The sequence below is a fragment of the Pseudomonas sp. RL_5y_Pfl2_69 genome (assembly GCF_963970465.1).
In the GTDB taxonomy this organism is placed as follows: Bacteria; Pseudomonadota; Gammaproteobacteria; order Pseudomonadales; family Pseudomonadaceae; genus Aquipseudomonas.
In genome coordinates, this window is the sequence record NZ_CAXAOU010000010.1 from 22,517 (window position 1) to 38,752 (window position 16,236).

The following is a 16,236-nucleotide window of genomic DNA, read 5'->3' on the forward strand; positions in this document are numbered from 1 at the left end:
ACAGTGCCACGTTCTCTGAAAAAAGGTCCTTTTATTGATCTTCACCTACTGAAGAAGATCGAAGTGGCGGCGGAAAAGAACGATCGCAAACCGGTGAAAACCTGGTCGCGTCGTTCGATGATCCTGCCACAAATGGTCGGTTTGACCATCGCTGTGCATAACGGTCGTCTTCATGTCCCAGTTCTTGTGAACGAAGACATGGTTGGCCATAAACTAGGCGAGTTTGCCGGTACCCGCACTTATCGTGGGCACGTGGCAGACAAGAAAGCCAAGCGTTAAGGGGTAAGGAACGATGGAAGTAGCCGCTAAGTTGTCGGGCGCTCGAATCTCCGCCCAGAAAGCCCGCTTGGTCGCCGACCAGATCCGCGGGAAGAAGGTGGGCGAAGCGCTCAACCTGTTGGCTTTCAGCAACAAGAAAGCCGCCGAGATCATCAAGAAAGTGCTGGAGTCGGCCGTAGCCAACGCCGAGCATAACGAAGGCGCAGACGTTGACGACCTTAAAGTCGCCACCGTTTTCGTCAACGAAGGGCGTTCGCTGAAGCGCATCATGCCGCGTGCCAAAGGCCGCGCTGATCGCATCGTCAAGCGGTCTTGCCATATCACTGTCAAGGTTGCTGACAAGTAACGGAGTCGAAGAGATGGGTCAGAAAGTACATCCCATTGGCATTCGCCTGGGAATCGTCAAGGAGCACACCTCCGTCTGGTACGCAGACGGCCGGACTTATGCGGACTACTTGTTCGCTGATCTGAAGGTGCGTGAATACCTCCAAGACAAACTAAAAAGCGCGTCCGTAAGCCGTATCGATATCCATCGTCCGGCCCAAACTGCACGTATCACCATCCACACCGCTCGTCCAGGTATCGTTATCGGGAAGAAAGGTGAAGATGTTGAGAAACTGCGTCAGGACCTGACCAAGCAAATGGGTGTGCCTGTGCACATCAATATCGAAGAGATCCGCAAGCCGGAACTCGACGGTATGCTGGTTGCGCAGAGCGTAGCTCAGCAGCTGGAGCGTCGTGTAATGTTCCGTCGCGCGATGAAACGCGCTGTACAGAACGCTATGCGCATTGGTGCCAAAGGCATCAAAATCCAAGTGAGCGGTCGTCTCGGCGGTGCTGAAATCGCACGTACTGAATGGTATCGCGAAGGTCGTGTGCCATTGCACACCCTGCGTGCCGACATCGACTATGCCAACTACGAAGCTCACACCACTTACGGTGTGATCGGTGTAAAGGTTTGGATCTTCAAAGGCGAAGTAATTGGTGGTCGCCAAGAAGAGCTGAAGCCACAAGCACCAGCGCCTCGTAAAAAAGCTGCTAAGTAAGGGGTACGCCAAATGTTACAACCTAAGCGTACGAAGTTCCGCAAGCAAATGACTGGCCACAACCGTGGCTTGGCATTGCGCGGTAGCAAAGTCAGCTTCGGCGAATATGCGCTGAAGTCTGTTGCTCGTGGTCGTCTCACCGCTCGTCAGATCGAATCAGCGCGTCGTGCACTGACCCGTCACGTTAAGCGTGGCGGTAAGATCTGGATCCGTGTATTCCCGGACAAGCCTATTTCCAAAAAGCCCCTAGAAGTTCGTATGGGTAAAGGTAAGGGTAACGTGGAATATTGGGTTGCCCAGATTCAGCCAGGCAAAGTCCTGTATGAAATCGAGGGTGTTACTGAAGAGCTGGCGCGTGAGGCTTTCGCCCTGGCTGCTGCAAAGCTGCCGCTCGCCACCTCCTTTGTTAAACGGACGGTGATGTGATGAAAGCGAATGAACTTCGTGAAAAATCCGCACAGCAGCTGAACGAGCAACTGCTCGGCTTGCTGCGCGACCAGTTCAATCTGCGTATGCAGAAAGCAACTGGCCAGTTGGGGCAGTCGCATCTGCTCTCGCAAGTTAAGCGTGACATCGCTCGCGTGAAGACTGTGCTCAAACAGCAGGCAGGTAAGTAATCATGGCTGAAGCCGAAAAGACTGTCCGTACGCTGACTGGCCGTGTTGTCAGCGACAAGATGGACAAAACCATCACCGTTCTGATCGAGCGTCGCGTTAAGCACCCGATCTACGGTAAATACGTTAAGCGTTCGACTAAGCTGCACGCGCACGACGAAACCAATCAGTGCCACATCGGCGACAAAGTCACTATTCGTGAAACTCGTCCGATGGCCAAGACCAAGTCTTGGGCACTGGTTGATGTTCTCGAACGCGCTGTGGAAGTCTAAGGACTAGGGGTCGGAGAAATTATATGATTCAGACTCAATCCATGCTCGATGTGGCCGATAACAGCGGCGCACGCCGCGTTATGTGCATCAAGGTGCTGGGTGGCTCCCATCGTCGTTACGCTGGTATCGGTGACATCATCAAAGTTACCGTGAAGGAAGCAATTCCTCGCGGTAAAGTGAAAAAAGGCCAAGTGATGACTGCTGTTGTAGTCCGCACTCGTCACGGCGTACGTCGTGCTGATGGCTCCATTATCCGCTTTGATGGCAACGCTGCTGTTCTTCTGAACAACAAGCAAGAGCCGATCGGCACCCGTATCTTTGGGCCAGTGACCCGTGAACTTCGTACTGAGAAGTTCATGAAGATCGTCTCGCTCGCCCCAGAAGTGCTGTAAGGAGATCCGACATGCAAAAGATTCGTCGTGACGACGAGATCATCGTGATCGCCGGCAAAGACAAAGGTAAGCGCGGTAAGGTGCTTAAGGTTCTCGCTAACAACCGTCTGGTTATTGGCGGTCTGAACCTGGTTAAGCGTCATACCAAGCCTAACCCGATGTCGGGCGTACAAGGCGGTATCGTCGAGAAAGAAGCTCCACTGGACGCTTCTAACGTGGCCATCTTCAACAGCGAAACCAGCAAAGCAGATCGCGTTGGTTTTAAAGTAGAAGACGGCAAAAAAATTCGTGTCTTCAAGTCGACCCAAAAAGCGGTTGATGCTTGAACACTGCTAGGTAGATGAGACCATGGCACGACTAAAAGAGATTTACCGGAAGGAAATCGCTCCGAAACTTAAGGAAGAACTTAAGCTTTCGAACGTGATGGAAGTTCCGCGCGTTACCAAAATCACCCTGAACATGGGTTTGGGCGAAGCGATCGGTGATAAGAAAATCATCGAGCACGCTGTAGCTGATTTGGAAAAAATCACGGGTCAAAAATGTGTAGTGACCTACGCTCGCAAGTCCATCGCAGGCTTTAAAGTTCGCGAAGGCTGGCCGATCGGCGTTAAGGTAACTCTGCGCCGTGAGCGTATGTATGAATTCCTGGATCGTCTGCTGTCGATCTCCCTGCCTCGGGTTCGCGACTTCCGCGGCCTGAATGCCAAGTCCTTCGATGGTCGTGGTAACTACAGCATGGGCGTTAAAGAGCAGATCATCTTCCCGGAAATCGACTACGACAAAATCGATGCCCTCCGCGGTCTGGACATTACCCTGACCACCACTGCTCGAACGGATGATGAAGGTCGCGCATTGCTGCGTGCATTCAAATTCCCGTTCCGCAACTGATTGGAGTAGGACCATGGCTAAGATGAGCATGAAAAACCGCGAGCTGAAACGTCAGCTTACGGTTGCCAAGTTCGCCAAGAAGCGTGCTGAGCTGAAAGCTATCATCGTTGATCTGAACGCAAGTCCAGAAGCACGTTGGGAAGCTCAAGTTGCTCTGCAGAAGCAGCCACGTGACGCAAGCGCTGCGCGCATGCGTAACCGCTGCCGCCTCACTGGTCGTCCGCATGGTGTTTACCGCAAGTTCGGCCTTGGCCGTAACAAATTGCGTGAAGCAGCAATGCGCGGTGACGTACCAGGTCTGGTTAAAGCCAGCTGGTAAGGCGTACAGGCAAAGTTACCCCTGTCAGGGTCGTAAGATCCTGACAGCCGGTGACCTTGAATATGAATCAAGCCCCTATTGGGGCTTGATTCATTTCTGGCGTGTGTCTAGAATGACCGGCTCGCCTGAGCCCGTGCTTTTTAAGCATTGAGTCACTCGGCGACAGTTGTAGCCGCAAGGCTAATTCTTTTTGTATCAGGAGCGTCTAGCCCATGAGTATGCAGGACCCGTTAGCGGACATGCTAACTCGAATCCGTAATGCCCAGATGGCTGAAAAGTCCGTCGTAAGCATGCCATCTTCCACGTTGAAGGTAGCTGTAGCCAAAGTTCTTAAAGACGAAGGCTACATCGCGGATTATCAGATCAGCAGCGAAATCAAACCACTGCTGTCTATCGAGCTGAAATACTTCGAAGGCCGTTCGGTTATCGAAGAAGTTAAGCGCGTTAGCCGTCCAGGCCTGCGTCAGTACAAGTCCTCCGAAGATCTGCCGAAAGTTCGTGGCGGTCTAGGTGTGTCTATCGTCTCCACCAGCAAAGGTGTGATGACGGATCGTGCTGCGCGCGCTGCCGGTGTCGGCGGCGAAGTTCTTTGCACTGTGTTCTAAGGGGGGATAAGCATGTCACGCGTCGCTAAGAACCCCGTTAAGCTGCCAGCTGGTGTCGAAGTAAAATTCGCCGGCCAACAGCTTTCGGTGAAGGGTGCCAAGGGCACTCTAGAACTGAACATCCATTCGTCCGTTGAGATTGTTGAAGAAGCTGGTGAGCTGCGTTTCGCTGCTCGCAATGGCGATCAACAAACTCGCGCAATGGCTGGTACCACTCGTGCGTTGGTAAACAACATGGTCCAAGGCGTAAGCCAAGGCTTCGAGCGTAAGCTCCAGCTGGTCGGTGTTGGTTACAAAGCGCAAGCAAAAGGCACAGTGCTGAACCTGGCTCTTGGCTTCTCGCACCCAGTGGATTACGAATTGCCGGAAGGCATCACCGCTGAGACTCCTAGCCAAACCGATATCCTGATCCGGGGTATTGATAAGCAGCTGGTAGGTCAGGTGGCCGCTGAGATCCGCGGTTTCCGTCCGCCAGAGCCTTATAAAGGCAAGGGTGTACGTTACGCGGACGAAGTCGTCCGTCGTAAAGAAGCCAAGAAGAAGTAGGGCATAGCAAATGACCGACAAAAAAGTTACTCGACTGCGTCGCGCTCGCAAAGCACGTCTGAAAATGCACGAACTAGAAGTCGTGCGTCTCTGCGTGTTCCGCTCGTCTCAGCATATATACGCCCAGGTCATCTCGGCCGACGGCAGCAAAGTCCTGGCAAGCGCCTCGACTTTGGACAAAGAACTGCGTGATGCTGCCACTGGCAACATCGACGCGGCCACAAAGGTTGGCCAGCTGGTCGCTACGCGTGCAAAAGCCGCTGGCGTCTCGCAGGTGGCTTTCGACCGCTCTGGCTTCAAGTACCACGGCCGCGTGAAAGCGCTGGCTGAGGCTGCTCGTGAAGCTGGGCTGGAGTTCTAAGTTATGTCAAATAACGACCAAAAGCGCGACGAAGGCTACATTGAGAAGCTGGTTCAAGTTAACCGCGTAGCCAAAACCGTTAAAGGCGGCCGTATCTTCACTTTCACCGCGTTGACCGTGGTTGGTGATGGTAAAGGGCGCGTTGGCTTCGGCCGTGGCAAGTCACGTGAAGTGCCTGCTGCGATCCAGAAGGCAATGGAAGCTGCTCGCCGCAACATGATTCAAGTGGACCTGAACGGCACCACTCTGCAGTACGCCATGAAATCCGCCCACGGCGCTTCCAAGGTTTACATGCAGCCTGCTTCTGAAGGTACCGGTATCATCGCTGGCGGCGCTATGCGTGCTGTCCTCGAAGTTGCTGGCGTTCAGAACGTACTGGCCAAGTGCTACGGCTCGACTAACCCAGTAAACGTGGTTCACGCCACTTTTAAAGGTTTGAAAGCTATGCAGTCTCCTGAATCTATTGCCGCCAAGCGTGGCAAAAGCGTCAAGGAGATCTTCTGATCATGGCTACCGTTAAAGTAACGCTGATCAAAAGCATGACCGGCCGTATCCCTAATCACAAACTGTGCATTAAGGGTCTGGGTCTGCGTCGCATCGGTCACACTGTAGAAGTACTTGATACTCCCGAGAATCGCGGGATGATCAACAAGGCTTACTACATGCTGCGTGTAGAGGGTTAATCGATGAAACTCAATGATCTGAGTCCAGCGCCGGGTTCCCGTCGCGAAAAGCATCGTCCGGGCCGTGGTATCGGTAGCGGTTTGGGCAAGACTGGTGGCCGTGGTCACAAAGGTCAGTCCTCCCGTTCCGGTGGCACAATTGCTCCAGGCTTTGAAGGCGGTCAACAGCCGCTGCATCGCCGTCTGCCTAAGTTCGGTTTCGTTTCCCTGAAAGCCATGGATCGCGCAGAAGTGCGTTTGTCCGAGCTGGCTAAAGTGGAAGGCGACATCGTTACTGTGCAGACCCTGAAAGATGCCAACGTGATCAACGTCAACGTGCTGCGTGTGAAAATCATGCTGTCCGGTGAAGTTACTCGCGCTGTCACAATCGGCAAGGGAATCGGCGCCACCAAAGGTGCGCGTTCGGCTATCGAAGCAGCTGGCGGCAAGTTCGAGGAATAAATGGCTAAGCAAGGTGCTCTCTCAGCGCTCAGCAAAGGCGGGTTATCCGAGCTCTGGGCTCGACTGCGTTTTCTATTCCTGGCGATTATCGTCTATCGAATAGGCGCACACATCCCAGTTCCAGGTATCAACCCGGACCGGCTGGCGGACCTGTTTCGACAGAATGAGGGGACCATACTTAGCTTGTTCAACATGTTTTCCGGCGGCGCGCTGGAGCGGATGAGTATTTTTGCGCTGGGGATCATGCCGTACATTTCGGCATCGATCATCATGCAGCTTATGTCCGCTGTCAGCCCGCAACTGGAGCAGTTGAAGAAGGAAGGTGAAGCTGGTCGTCGCAAGATAAGCCAGTACACCCGCTACCTCACTGTCGTTCTTGCTCTCGTCCAGGCTATTGGCATGTCCATTGGCTTGGCGGGGCAGGGCGTAGCGTTCACTGGTGACCTAGGCTTCCATTTCGTTGCAATAACCACTTTTGTGGCGGGTGCAATGTTCATGATGTGGCTGGGTGAGCAGATTACTGAGCGTGGTGTTGGCAACGGTATCTCGATGTTGATTTTTTCGGGTATCGTCGCCGGTCTTCCGAGAGCAATAGGGCAGTCTTTCGAGTCTGCACGTCAGGGCGATATCAATATTTTCGCTTTGGTTGCTATCGGTTTGCTGGCAGTAGCGATTATCGGTTTCGTGGTGTTCATTGAGCGTGGTCAGCGTCGTATTGCTGTTCATTACGCCAAGCGTCAGCAGGGCCGTAAGGTTTTTGCTGCGCAGACTAGCCACCTACCGCTGAAAGTGAATATGGCCGGTGTTATTCCGGCTATTTTTGCGAGCAGCATTTTGCTGTTCCCGGCTTCGCTGGGTGCCTGGTTCGGTCAGTCTGAAGGTATGGGCTGGTTGCAGGACATCTCGCAGTCGATCGCTCCTGGTCAGCCGTTGAATATTCTGCTGTTTAGTGCAGGGATTATTTTCTTCTGCTTCTTCTATACGGCGTTGATGTTCAATCCGAAAGACGTAGCGGAAAACCTGAAGAAGTCCGGTGCCTTTATTCCGGGTATCCGTCCAGGCGAGCAGTCGGCACGCTATATTGATGGCGTTTTGACTCGTTTGACTCTGTTCGGTGCTCTTTATATGACGGCCGTGTGCCTGTTGCCCCAGTTCCTGGTGGTTGCGGCAAACGTTCCGTTCTACCTTGGCGGGACCTCGTTGCTGATCGTGGTCGTGGTTGTTATGGACTTCATGTCCCAAGTACAATCGCACCTCGTTTCGCACCAGTACGAATCCCTGATGAAGAAAGCCAACCTGAAGGGCTACGGCAGCGGCATGCTCCGCTGAAGTACTACCCCGTAAGGTGAGAGGAGTTGGTGATGAAAGTTCGTGCATCGGTGAAAAAGCTGTGCCGTAACTGCAAGATTATTCGCCGCGAAGGTGTTGTTCGGGTAATTTGCAGCGCGGAACCACGTCACAAACAGCGCCAAGGCTGAGTGTGATCTGTTTGAAGCCCAGCAGCTAGTGCGCTGCTGGGTTGATTATTTGTTATTACAGCGATATTATCTCGCGCCCTATTTCTTGGCTTCCGGGGCGTAGGTAGCTGTCAATTGGAGTCCCACTGAATGGCCCGTATTGCAGGCGTTAACATTCCAGATAACAAGCACACTGTTATCTCGCTGACCTACATCTATGGTGTTGGTCGCACTACCTCACAGAAAATCTGTGCGGATGCTGGTGTAAACCCAGCCGCTAAGATCAAGGATCTGAGCGACGAGCAGATTGAGTTGCTGCGTGGCGAAGTGGCGAAGTTCACCACTGAAGGTGACCTGCGTCGTGAAGTCAACATGAAAATCAAACGCTTGATGGACTTGGGCTGCTACCGCGGTCTGCGCCATCGTCGTGGTCTTCCAGTACGCGGTCAGCGTACCAAGACCAACGCGCGTACTCGCAAAGGTCCGCGTAAGCCGATCCGCAAGTAATCGCACCAGCGAATCGACAGGAATTTAGTCATGGCAAAACCTGCTGCTCGTCCTCGTAAGAAAATTAAAAAGACAGTGGTTGATGGCATCGCCCACATCCACGCGTCTTTCAACAACACCATCGTGACCATCACCGACCGTCAGGGTAACGCGCTTTCTTGGGCTACCTCCGGTGGTTCGGGTTTCCGCGGTTCTCGCAAGTCCACCCCGTTCGCTGCTCAAGTAGCTGCTGAACGTGCTGGTCAAGCTGCGCTGGAATATGGCCTGAAAAACCTTGACGTTAACGTTAAGGGCCCAGGTCCAGGTCGTGAGTCCGCTGTCCGTGCTTTGAACGGCTGTGGCTATAAGATCGCCAGCATCACCGACGTGACGCCTATCCCGCACAACGGGTGCCGTCCGCCGAAGAAGCGCCGCGTGTAATCCAGGAGACTGTAAAGAATGGCTCGTTACATTGGTCCAAAATGCAAACTGGCACGTCGTGAAGGCACCGATCTCTTCCTGAAGAGTGGTGTGCGCGCTATCGAATCGAAGTGCAATATTGAAGCTGCTCCAGGCATCCACGGCCAACGCCGCGGTCGCCAATCCGACTACGGTACCCAACTGCGTGAAAAGCAGAAGGTCCGTCGTATCTATGGCGTTCTCGAGCGTCAGTTCAGCGGCTACTACAAACAAGCTGCTGGCAAGAAAGGTGCAACCGGTGAAAACCTGCTGCAACTGCTCGAATGCCGCCTGGATAACGTCGTATACCGTATGGGTTTCGGTTCTACTCGTGCCGAATCTCGTCAGTTGGTATCGCACAAGTCGATCAGCGTTAACGGTCAGACCGTAAACGTTCCGTCCTACCAGGTTCGTGCTGGTGACGTGGTCGCTATCCGCGAGAAAGCAAAGAACCAGCTTCGCATTGTCCAAGCTCTCGATCTGTGTGCCCAACGTGGCCGCGTAGAATGGGTAGAAGTAGACACTGAGAAGAAGTCGGGCGTTTTCAAGAACGTTCCTGCTCGCAGTGATCTGTCCGCCGACATCAACGAAAGCCTGATTGTCGAGCTCTACTCCAAGTAAGGGCTAGAAAATAGGTGCATCCATGCAGATTTCGGTAAATGAGTTCCTGACACCTCGCCATATTGATGTGCAAGTTGTCAGTCCAACCCGCGCTAAAATCACTCTCGAGCCTCTCGAGCGTGGTTTTGGCCACACCCTGGGCAACGCGCTGCGCCGCATCCTGTTGTCCTCAATGCCAGGCTGTGCAGTAGTCGAGGCCGAGATTGACGGTGTGCTCCACGAGTACAGCGCCATCGAAGGTGTACAGGAAGACGTAATTGAAATCCTGTTGAACCTTAAAGGTCTGGCTATCAAGCTGCACGGCCGTGACGAAGTTACGCTGACCTTGTCGAAGAAGGGTTCGGGGGTGGTTACCGCTGCCGATATTCAGCTGGATCATGATGTCGAGATCGTTAATCCCGATCACGTAATCGCCAACCTGGCGTCTAACGGCGCCTTGAACATGAAGCTCACCGTAGCTCGTGGTCGTGGTTATGAACCAGCAGACTCGCGTCAGAGCGATGAAGATGAAAGCCGCAGCATTGGTCGCTTGCAGCTTGACTCTTCGTTCAGCCCGGTTCGCCGTATCGCATACGTGGTGGAAAACGCCCGTGTCGAGCAGCGTACTAACCTGGACAAGCTGGTTATTGATCTGGAAACCAACGGTACACTGGATCCTGAAGAGGCCATTCGTCGTGCTGCAACCATCCTGCAACAGCAGTTGGCTGCATTCGTCGACCTCAAAGGTGACAGCGAACCAGTGGTAATCGAACAGGAAGACGAGATCGATCCGATCCTGCTTCGTCCGGTTGACGATCTGGAACTGACCGTGCGTTCGGCCAACTGCCTTAAGGCGGAGAACATTTACTACATCGGTGACCTGATTCAGCGCACCGAAGTAGAACTGTTGAAGACTCCGAACCTGGGCAAGAAATCCTTGACTGAAATCAAGGACGTTCTGGCCTCCCGTGGTCTGTCCCTCGGCATGCGCCTCGACAACTGGCCGCCTGCAAGTCTTAAGAAGGACGACAAGGCGACTGCCTGATCGTCGTAATCACCGAACGTTGTGTTTGGTAAGGAATGAACCATGCGTCATCGTAAAAGTGGTCGTCACCTGAGCCGCACTAGCTCCCACCGCAAGGCTATGTTTCAAAACATGGCAGTGTCGTTGTTTGAGCACGAGCTGATCAAAACGACTCTGCCGAAAGCCAAAGAATTGCGTCGCGTTGCTGAGCCGCTGATTACTCTGGCCAAGAATGATTGTCTGGCTAACCGCCGTCTGGCATTCGACCGTACGCGTTCGAAAGCCATCGTTGGTAAGCTGTTCAACGATCTGGGCAAGCGTTATGCAACTCGTGAGGGTGGCTACCTGCGCATCCTCAAGTGCGGTTTCCGCGCTGGCGACAACGCGCCTATGGCGTACGTCGAGTTGGTTGATCGTCCAGTTGGCGGTGAAGCTGTATCCGCTGAGTAAGACGTCAATCTCTACAAAGAACCGGGCCTAGTGCCCGGTTTTTTGTGCCTGTTAGATTAGTATTTTCTATTGATTCTGATCATTTAATGCATTTGCCCGTGAGTAGATCATGGTCAATACTCCTCCTCAGCCGATTAGCCGGCAGCACAAAGACTGACTGAGGAAGCAAACACATGAGCCAGACCAAAACGCTTACAACCGCCAGCGGCGCTCCAGTTGCTGATAACCAGAATTCTCGTTCTGCTGGCCCTCGCGGCCCTTTGCTACTCGACGATTTTCATCTGATCGAGAAGCTCGCGCACTTCAACCGGGAAAACATTCCGGAGCGTCGTGTGCACGCCAAGGGTTCAGGTGCACACGGCACCTTCACACTGACCCGTGACATGGCTCAGTACAGCAGTGCCAAGCTGTTCGACACCATCGGCAAGCAAACCCCCACTTTTCTGCGTTTTTCAACCGTAGGTGGAGAACGTGGCTCGGCCGATACCGAACGCGATCCTCGCGGCTTTGCGCTTAAGTTCTACACCGAGGAAGGTAACTGGGACATCGTGGGTAACAACACCCCCGTGTTCTTCATTCGTGATCCACTTAAGTTTCCTGATTTTATCCACACCCAAAAGCGTCTGCCGCAAAGCAACCTGAAAAGCGCGCAGATGATGTGGGACTTCTGGTCGCACTCGCCGGAGTCGCTGCACCAGGTCACCATCCTGTTCTCTGATCGTGGAATTCCCGATGGCTACCGTCACATGCACGGGTTTGGCAGTCATACCTACAGCCTGATTAATGCAGCGGGTGAGCGTCACTGGGTCAAATGGCACTACAAGACCAAGCAAGGGATCAAAAACCTGCCGCCTGCCGAGGCTGCACGACTTGCAGGTACTGACCCGGACTACGCACAGCGTGATTTGTTTGGTGCCATTGAGCGCGGTGATTTCCCGAAATGGCGTGTCTGCATGCAAATCATGACCGAAGCGCAAGCCGCCGCACACTACGAAAATCCGTTCGATGTGACCAAGACCTGGTCGCAGAAAGAGTTTCCATTGATTGAAATCGGTGAACTTGAGTTGAACCGTAATCCGCTCAACTACTTCGCAGAAGTCGAGCAAGCCGCATTTGGTCCCAGCAATATGGTCCCAGGTGTCGGGTTGTCTCCGGATCGCATGCTCCAAGGCCGTGTGTTCGCTTATGCCGATGCCCATCGCTACCGTGTAGGCACCAACCATCAGCACCTGCCGATCAACGCACCGCGGGTGCCTGTGCATAACTATCAGCGTGATGGCTCAATGGCTTTTGGCAACAATGGTGGTGCTGCGCCGAACTACGAGCCCAACAGCTACGCTGATGCGCCAAAACAAGCGCCGCAGTTCGCCGAGCCGCCTTTGCCCCTGAGTGGTGCGGCGGATCGTTACGATCATCGCGTTGACAGCGATTACTACAGTCACGCGGGTGCATTGTTCCGTCTGATGAATGACGAGCAGAAAGCCCTGCTCATCAATAACATCGCAGGGGCAATGGACGGGGTTTCGGCCGACGTCGTGGAGCGTCAGTTGCAACATTTCTACAATGCCGATCAGGCTTACGGTGACGGTGTCGCCAAAGCGCTGGGCGTAAAGGCTAAGTAAGTCTAAGTGAGAAGCAGAACCGCCCTCAATAGGGCGGTTTTTGCGTTATTTAGGTCTGTTTTCTCTACAAATACAGGATTTTATAGCGATTGAGTCGTGACCTCTCAGTCAGCTTGGTTCAAACTACAGGCTTTCAAGCAGGGAGATGTGCGGCGATGCAAGGGCACCCGGACGTAATCGATTACCTCAACACGTTGCTCACCGGCGAGCTGGCTGCACGTGATCAATACTTTGTCCATTCCCGCATGTACGAGGACTGGGGATTTACCAAGCTCTACGAGCGCATCAACCACGAAATGGAAGAAGAGGCACAACACGCTGATGCGTTGATGCGCCGGATTCTGATGCTTGAAGGTACTCCGCGCATGCGCCCGGATGATCTGGATGTGGGCACCACCGTGCCGGATATGTTCGCGGCCGACCTGCGCCTTGAGTACAAGGTCCGCGCTGCGCTGTGCAAAGGTATTGCACTGTGTGAGCAGCACAAGGACTACGTAAGCCGTGACATGTTGCGCATTCAGCTGGCAGACACCGAAGAAGATCACACCTACTGGCTGGAAAAACAGCTGGGCCTGATCAAGACGATAGGTCTGCAGAACTACCTGCAATCGCAGTTCTGATCGGCGTAAGCCTCAACAAAAAGCCCCTGCCATCTCACGATGGTAGGGGCTTTTTCTTACTGCGATTTAAGCTTTGTCGCGAATCAACAACGGTTTCAGATAGAAGCCCGTATGAGATTGCGACATCTCGGCTACTTCTTCCGGAGTGCCGGTTGCGATGATCTGACCACCCTTGGAACCGCCTTCAGGTCCCAGGTCAACCAGCCAGTCAGCAGTCTTGATCACATCCAGGTTGTGCTCGATCACCACCACGGTATTGCCGTGATCGCGTAGACGATGCAACACATCCAACAACTGTTGAATATCGGCAAAGTGCAAACCTGTTGTAGGTTCATCGAGGATATACAGCGTTTTGCCGGTATCGCGCTTGGACAGTTCGCGGGACAGTTTCACCCGTTGTGCCTCGCCGCCTGACAGCGTTGTGGCGGACTGCCCCAGCTTGATGTACGACAGACCTACATCCATCAGCGTTTGCAGCTTACGCGCCAGGGCTGGCACTGCATCGAAGAACACGCGTGCTTCCTCAATGGTCATCTCCAGCACTTCGTGAATGCTCTTGCCCTTGTATTTGATTTCAAGGGTCTCACGGTTATATCGCTTGCTCTTGCACACATCGCAAGGCACGTAGATGTCAGGCAGAAAGTGCATTTCTACCTTGATCAAGCCATCACCCTGACAGGCCTCGCAGCGCCCACCTTTCACGTTGAAGGAAAAACGCCCTGGACCATAGCCCCGCGAGCGGGATTCCGGTACGCCGGAGAACAACTCGCGTATCGGCGTGAACAGCCCGGTATAGGTCGCAGGGTTCGAGCGCGGTGTGCGGCCAATCGGGCTCTGGTCGATGTCGACGACCTTGTCCAGATGCTCCAGGCCTTTGATGCTGTCGTGAGCCGCGGCTTCCAGCGTGGTTGCGCCGTTGAGTGCCGTGGCGCTGAGCGGGTAGAGCGTGTTGTTGATCAGTGTCGACTTGCCCGAGCCTGAAACCCCGGTCACGCAGGTCAGCAGGCCTATAGGGATTTCCAGGTCCACGTTGCGCAAGTTGTTGCCGCGAGCGCCCTTGAGCGACAGCGTCAGCTTCTTGTCGCGTGGGGTGCGTTTGGCCGGCACGGCGATCTTCACCCGGCCCGACAAGTACTTGCCAGTCAGCGAGTCAGGGTGCGCCATGACCTCGGCCGGTGTGCCCTGCGCGACGATATGTCCGCCATGCACGCCCGCGCCCGGGCCAATGTCCACTACGTAGTCCGCCAGACGAATTGCATCCTCGTCGTGCTCCACCACAATCACCGTGTTGCCGATATCGCGCAGATGCTTGAGGGTGCCCAGCAATCGGTCGTTATCGCGCTGATGCAGGCCAATGGAGGGCTCATCGAGGATGTACAGCACCCCGACCAGTCCTGCGCCAATCTGGCTGGCCAGACGAATACGCTGGGCTTCACCGCCAGACAACGTATCGGCACTGCGATCCAGTGACAGATAGTCGAGCCCCACATTCACCAGAAACTGCAGACGCTCGCGGATTTCCTTGAGAATCTTGTCGGCAATTTCGCCGCGACGCCCGGTCAGGCTCAGGGTGCTGAAGTACTCGGTCGCGTCGCCAATAGGCATATTGGTCACGGCCGGGAGGGTTTTTTCACCGACCCACACATGACGGGCTTCGCGGCGCAGACGGGTGCCGCGGCAGTCCGGGCATGCTTGGGTGCTAAGGAACTTGGCCAGCTCTTCGCGCACGGTGGCCGATTCAGTTTCACGGTAGCGCCGCTCAAGGTTCGGCACGATGCCTTCAAACGGATGCGCGCGTTTAACGATGTCGCCACGGTCATTCAGATAGCGGAAATCGACATTCTGCGTGCCGCTGCCGTACAGGATGACTTTTTGTTTGTCAGCCGCCAGCTCGCTGAACGGTACTTCAAGGCTGAAGTCGTAATGCTTGGCCAGCGCTCCCAGCATCTGGAAGTAATAAACGTTACGCCTGTCCCAGCCGCGAATCGCGCCCTCTGCCAGGGTTAGCTCGCCATTGACCAGGCGCTTGATGTCAAAAAACTGCTTGACCCCCAGCCCGTCACAGGTCGGGCATGCGCCAGCCGGGTTGTTGAAGGAGAACAGCTTGGGCTCCAGCTCGCTGATAGCGTGGCCGCAGATCGGGCAGGCGAAGCGTGCGGAGAAGATCATCTCTTCGCCCGGCTCGTCTTCCATCGGCGCGACCAGGGCAATGCCATCGGCCAGCTTCAGCGCGGTCTCGAATGATTCGGCCAGGCGCTGTTGCAGGTCTGCCCGCACTTTAAAGCGGTCGACCACCACGTCGATGGTGTGCTTCTTCTGCTTGTCGAGTTTGGGCAGTTCATCCAGCTCACAGAGCTTGCCGTTGACGCGAGCCCGCACGAAGCCCTGGGCCCGCAGCTCTTCGAATACGGAGAGGTGTTCACCCTTGCGCTCGCGAATGACCGGAGCCAGCAACATCAGTTTGCTGCCTTCAGGCTGCGCCAGCACCAGATCGACCATCTGGCTGACGGTCTGTGCTTCAAGGGGGATGTCGTGATCCGGGCAGCGGGGGATGCCGACGCGGGCGTACAGCAAGCGCAGGTAATCGTAAATTTCGGTAATGGTGCCAACCGTGGAGCGCGGGTTGTGCGAAGTCGATTTTTGCTCGATGGATATCGCTGGCGACAGACCTTCGATGGTATCGACGTCAGGCTTTTCCATCATGGAAAGGAACTGCCGCGCATAGGCGGACAACGACTCGACATAACGGCGCTGGCCTTCAGCATACAAAGTGTCAAACGCCAGGGATGATTTGCCGGAGCCAGACAGTCCGGTGATGACGATCAGTTTGTCCCTTGGCAGGGTCAGGTCGATGTTCTTCAGGTTGTGGGTTCGTGCCCCACGTATCAGGATCTTGTCCACTGCGGCCTCGCTTGGCGGGCATAACGTAAACGAATGAGTATACGGATCTGTATGAAAGCTGTGCAGGCCTTGATGGCACGATGTCATTCAAGCAGCCTTTATAACTTTTGCGTGACAAAGCGTCGCGGCTCTCTCGCGTATGTGCTGTTACTCGATGGGACTGATAGAATC

General features: G+C 54.5%; 26 protein-coding genes. 25 read left to right on the top strand and 1 reads right to left on the bottom strand.

The genetic code is table 11. The features are described 5' to 3' along the window. The first annotated feature begins 3 nt into the window (after positions 1–3). The 25 genes from rpsS (at position 4) to bfr (ending at position 13,164) form a co-directional block, all read left to right on the top strand. Complete coding sequence (rpsS, locus tag AACY07_RS17025) at positions 4–279, top strand: 30S ribosomal protein S19 (protein ID WP_003232420.1); 276 nt, start codon at positions 4–6, stop codon at positions 277–279. A 13-nt stretch (positions 280–292) separates the two neighbouring features. Continuing rightward, positions 293–625: a 50S ribosomal protein L22 gene (rplV, locus tag AACY07_RS17030; RefSeq protein ID WP_003444373.1), complete on the top strand. Its 333-nt coding sequence runs from the start codon at positions 293–295 to the stop codon at positions 623–625. Between the two features lie 13 nt (positions 626–638). Next, a complete protein-coding gene (gene rpsC, locus AACY07_RS17035) occupies positions 639–1,325 on the top strand; it encodes a 30S ribosomal protein S3 (RefSeq protein WP_003176422.1) in 687 nt (228 codons plus the stop codon). Positions 1,326–1,337: 12 nt separating this feature from the next. Continuing rightward, a complete protein-coding gene (rplP, locus tag AACY07_RS17040; protein WP_016779178.1) occupies positions 1,338–1,751 on the top strand; it encodes a 50S ribosomal protein L16 in 414 nt (137 codons plus the stop codon). Further along, positions 1,751–1,942 (top strand): 50S ribosomal protein L29, encoded by a 192-nt coding sequence (gene rpmC, locus AACY07_RS17045; protein WP_003444371.1) that lies wholly within the window; start codon positions 1,751–1,753, stop codon positions 1,940–1,942. The genes rplP and rpmC overlap by 1 nt, the downstream gene beginning before the upstream one ends. Before the next feature lie 2 nt (positions 1,943–1,944). After that, positions 1,945–2,211, top strand: coding sequence for a 30S ribosomal protein S17 (gene rpsQ, locus AACY07_RS17050; RefSeq protein WP_003194644.1), 267 nt, complete (start codon positions 1,945–1,947; stop codon positions 2,209–2,211). A gap of 23 nt (positions 2,212–2,234) precedes the next feature. Then, complete coding sequence (rplN, locus tag AACY07_RS17055; RefSeq protein WP_002555479.1) at positions 2,235–2,603, top strand: 50S ribosomal protein L14; 369 nt, start codon at positions 2,235–2,237, stop codon at positions 2,601–2,603. Positions 2,604–2,614: 11 nt separating this feature from the next. Continuing rightward, positions 2,615–2,929: a 50S ribosomal protein L24 gene (rplX, locus tag AACY07_RS17060; protein WP_133077080.1), complete on the top strand. Its 315-nt coding sequence runs from the start codon at positions 2,615–2,617 to the stop codon at positions 2,927–2,929. Between the two features lie 22 nt (positions 2,930–2,951). Beyond that, complete coding sequence (gene rplE / locus AACY07_RS17065; RefSeq protein WP_003444368.1) at positions 2,952–3,491, top strand: 50S ribosomal protein L5; 540 nt, start codon at positions 2,952–2,954, stop codon at positions 3,489–3,491. A 13-nt stretch (positions 3,492–3,504) separates the two neighbouring features. Beyond that, positions 3,505–3,810, top strand: coding sequence for a 30S ribosomal protein S14 (rpsN, locus tag AACY07_RS17070; protein ID WP_019409906.1), 306 nt, complete (start codon positions 3,505–3,507; stop codon positions 3,808–3,810). A gap of 212 nt (positions 3,811–4,022) precedes the next feature. Next, positions 4,023–4,415: a 30S ribosomal protein S8 gene (gene rpsH, locus AACY07_RS17075; RefSeq protein WP_003444366.1), complete on the top strand. Its 393-nt coding sequence runs from the start codon at positions 4,023–4,025 to the stop codon at positions 4,413–4,415. Positions 4,416–4,427: 12 nt separating this feature from the next. Then, the gene (gene rplF / locus AACY07_RS17080; protein WP_003444365.1) at positions 4,428–4,961 is read left to right on the top strand and encodes a 50S ribosomal protein L6; all 534 of its coding nucleotides are present in this window, start codon (positions 4,428–4,430) and stop codon (positions 4,959–4,961) included. 10 nt (positions 4,962–4,971) lie between these two features. Continuing rightward, positions 4,972–5,322 carry a 50S ribosomal protein L18 gene (rplR, locus tag AACY07_RS17085; RefSeq protein ID WP_003444364.1) on the top strand — a complete coding sequence of 117 codons (351 nt, stop codon included), beginning with the start codon at positions 4,972–4,974 and terminating at the stop codon, positions 5,320–5,322. A gap of 3 nt (positions 5,323–5,325) precedes the next feature. After that, positions 5,326–5,826: a 30S ribosomal protein S5 gene (gene rpsE / locus AACY07_RS17090; RefSeq protein ID WP_003186035.1), complete on the top strand. Its 501-nt coding sequence runs from the start codon at positions 5,326–5,328 to the stop codon at positions 5,824–5,826. A 2-nt stretch (positions 5,827–5,828) separates the two neighbouring features. Then, entirely contained in the window at positions 5,829–6,005 is a 177-nt protein-coding gene (gene rpmD, locus AACY07_RS17095) for a 50S ribosomal protein L30 (RefSeq protein ID WP_003444363.1), read from the top strand. Between the two features lie 3 nt (positions 6,006–6,008). Further along, positions 6,009–6,446, top strand: a complete 438-nt coding sequence (gene rplO / locus AACY07_RS17100) for a 50S ribosomal protein L15 (protein WP_003444362.1) — start codon at positions 6,009–6,011, stop codon at positions 6,444–6,446. Continuing rightward, entirely contained in the window at positions 6,447–7,775 is a 1,329-nt protein-coding gene (gene secY, locus AACY07_RS17105) for a preprotein translocase subunit SecY (protein WP_019409908.1), read from the top strand. It begins immediately after the preceding gene. Between the two features lie 32 nt (positions 7,776–7,807). After that, positions 7,808–7,924 (top strand): 50S ribosomal protein L36, encoded by a 117-nt coding sequence (rpmJ, locus tag AACY07_RS17110; RefSeq protein WP_002555468.1) that lies wholly within the window; start codon positions 7,808–7,810, stop codon positions 7,922–7,924. 129 nt (positions 7,925–8,053) lie between these two features. Next, positions 8,054–8,410, top strand: a complete 357-nt coding sequence (rpsM, locus tag AACY07_RS17115) for a 30S ribosomal protein S13 (RefSeq protein WP_016779184.1) — start codon at positions 8,054–8,056, stop codon at positions 8,408–8,410. Between the two features lie 30 nt (positions 8,411–8,440). Further along, positions 8,441–8,830: a 30S ribosomal protein S11 gene (gene rpsK, locus AACY07_RS17120; RefSeq protein WP_007924177.1), complete on the top strand. Its 390-nt coding sequence runs from the start codon at positions 8,441–8,443 to the stop codon at positions 8,828–8,830. An 18-nt stretch (positions 8,831–8,848) separates the two neighbouring features. Further along, positions 8,849–9,469 carry a 30S ribosomal protein S4 gene (gene rpsD, locus AACY07_RS17125; RefSeq protein WP_003444359.1) on the top strand — a complete coding sequence of 207 codons (621 nt, stop codon included), beginning with the start codon at positions 8,849–8,851 and terminating at the stop codon, positions 9,467–9,469. Positions 9,470–9,491: 22 nt separating this feature from the next. After that, on the top strand, positions 9,492–10,493 hold the full coding sequence (locus tag AACY07_RS17130) for a DNA-directed RNA polymerase subunit alpha (protein ID WP_003176403.1): 1,002 nt from the start codon (positions 9,492–9,494) through the stop codon (positions 10,491–10,493). Between the two features lie 42 nt (positions 10,494–10,535). Next, a complete protein-coding gene (rplQ, locus tag AACY07_RS17135; RefSeq protein WP_003444357.1) occupies positions 10,536–10,922 on the top strand; it encodes a 50S ribosomal protein L17 in 387 nt (128 codons plus the stop codon). Between the two features lie 173 nt (positions 10,923–11,095). Beyond that, entirely contained in the window at positions 11,096–12,544 is a 1,449-nt protein-coding gene (locus tag AACY07_RS17140) for a catalase (RefSeq protein ID WP_339476302.1), read from the top strand. 155 nt (positions 12,545–12,699) lie between these two features. Next, a complete protein-coding gene (gene bfr / locus AACY07_RS17145) occupies positions 12,700–13,164 on the top strand; it encodes a bacterioferritin (RefSeq protein WP_133077078.1) in 465 nt (154 codons plus the stop codon). Between the two features lie 66 nt (positions 13,165–13,230). Here the strand turns inward: bfr and uvrA are convergent, their stop codons facing one another. Then, positions 13,231–16,065 (bottom strand): excinuclease ABC subunit UvrA, encoded by a 2,835-nt coding sequence (gene uvrA, locus AACY07_RS17150; protein ID WP_339476304.1) that lies wholly within the window; start codon positions 16,063–16,065, stop codon positions 13,231–13,233. Positions 16,066–16,236 lie beyond the last annotated feature (171 nt).

Coding starts and splice junctions, on each gene's coding strand:
- rplF (WP_003444365.1), top strand. CDS start 4,428: ATGTCACGCGTCGCTAAGAACCCCGTTAAGCTGCCAGCTGGTGTCGAA.
- rpsD (WP_003444359.1), top strand. CDS start 8,849: ATGGCTCGTTACATTGGTCCAAAATGCAAACTGGCACGTCGTGAAGGC.
- rpsC (WP_003176422.1), top strand. CDS start 639: ATGGGTCAGAAAGTACATCCCATTGGCATTCGCCTGGGAATCGTCAAG.
- rpsN (WP_019409906.1), top strand. CDS start 3,505: ATGGCTAAGATGAGCATGAAAAACCGCGAGCTGAAACGTCAGCTTACG.
- rpmD (WP_003444363.1), top strand. CDS start 5,829: ATGGCTACCGTTAAAGTAACGCTGATCAAAAGCATGACCGGCCGTATC.
- rplN (WP_002555479.1), top strand. CDS start 2,235: ATGATTCAGACTCAATCCATGCTCGATGTGGCCGATAACAGCGGCGCA.
- rplQ (WP_003444357.1), top strand. CDS start 10,536: ATGCGTCATCGTAAAAGTGGTCGTCACCTGAGCCGCACTAGCTCCCAC.
- rplP (WP_016779178.1), top strand. CDS start 1,338: ATGTTACAACCTAAGCGTACGAAGTTCCGCAAGCAAATGACTGGCCAC.
- rpsE (WP_003186035.1), top strand. CDS start 5,326: ATGTCAAATAACGACCAAAAGCGCGACGAAGGCTACATTGAGAAGCTG.
- rpsH (WP_003444366.1), top strand. CDS start 4,023: ATGAGTATGCAGGACCCGTTAGCGGACATGCTAACTCGAATCCGTAAT.
- rpsQ (WP_003194644.1), top strand. CDS start 1,945: ATGGCTGAAGCCGAAAAGACTGTCCGTACGCTGACTGGCCGTGTTGTC.
- secY (WP_019409908.1), top strand. CDS start 6,447: ATGGCTAAGCAAGGTGCTCTCTCAGCGCTCAGCAAAGGCGGGTTATCC.
- rpsM (WP_016779184.1), top strand. CDS start 8,054: ATGGCCCGTATTGCAGGCGTTAACATTCCAGATAACAAGCACACTGTT.
- rpsK (WP_007924177.1), top strand. CDS start 8,441: ATGGCAAAACCTGCTGCTCGTCCTCGTAAGAAAATTAAAAAGACAGTG.
- rpmJ (WP_002555468.1), top strand. CDS start 7,808: ATGAAAGTTCGTGCATCGGTGAAAAAGCTGTGCCGTAACTGCAAGATT.
- rplE (WP_003444368.1), top strand. CDS start 2,952: ATGGCACGACTAAAAGAGATTTACCGGAAGGAAATCGCTCCGAAACTT.
- bfr (WP_133077078.1), top strand. CDS start 12,700: ATGCAAGGGCACCCGGACGTAATCGATTACCTCAACACGTTGCTCACC.
- AACY07_RS17130 (WP_003176403.1), top strand. CDS start 9,492: ATGCAGATTTCGGTAAATGAGTTCCTGACACCTCGCCATATTGATGTG.
- rplO (WP_003444362.1), top strand. CDS start 6,009: ATGAAACTCAATGATCTGAGTCCAGCGCCGGGTTCCCGTCGCGAAAAG.
- rplR (WP_003444364.1), top strand. CDS start 4,972: ATGACCGACAAAAAAGTTACTCGACTGCGTCGCGCTCGCAAAGCACGT.
- rplX (WP_133077080.1), top strand. CDS start 2,615: ATGCAAAAGATTCGTCGTGACGACGAGATCATCGTGATCGCCGGCAAA.
- rplV (WP_003444373.1), top strand. CDS start 293: ATGGAAGTAGCCGCTAAGTTGTCGGGCGCTCGAATCTCCGCCCAGAAA.
- AACY07_RS17140 (WP_339476302.1), top strand. CDS start 11,096: ATGAGCCAGACCAAAACGCTTACAACCGCCAGCGGCGCTCCAGTTGCT.
- rpmC (WP_003444371.1), top strand. CDS start 1,751: ATGAAAGCGAATGAACTTCGTGAAAAATCCGCACAGCAGCTGAACGAG.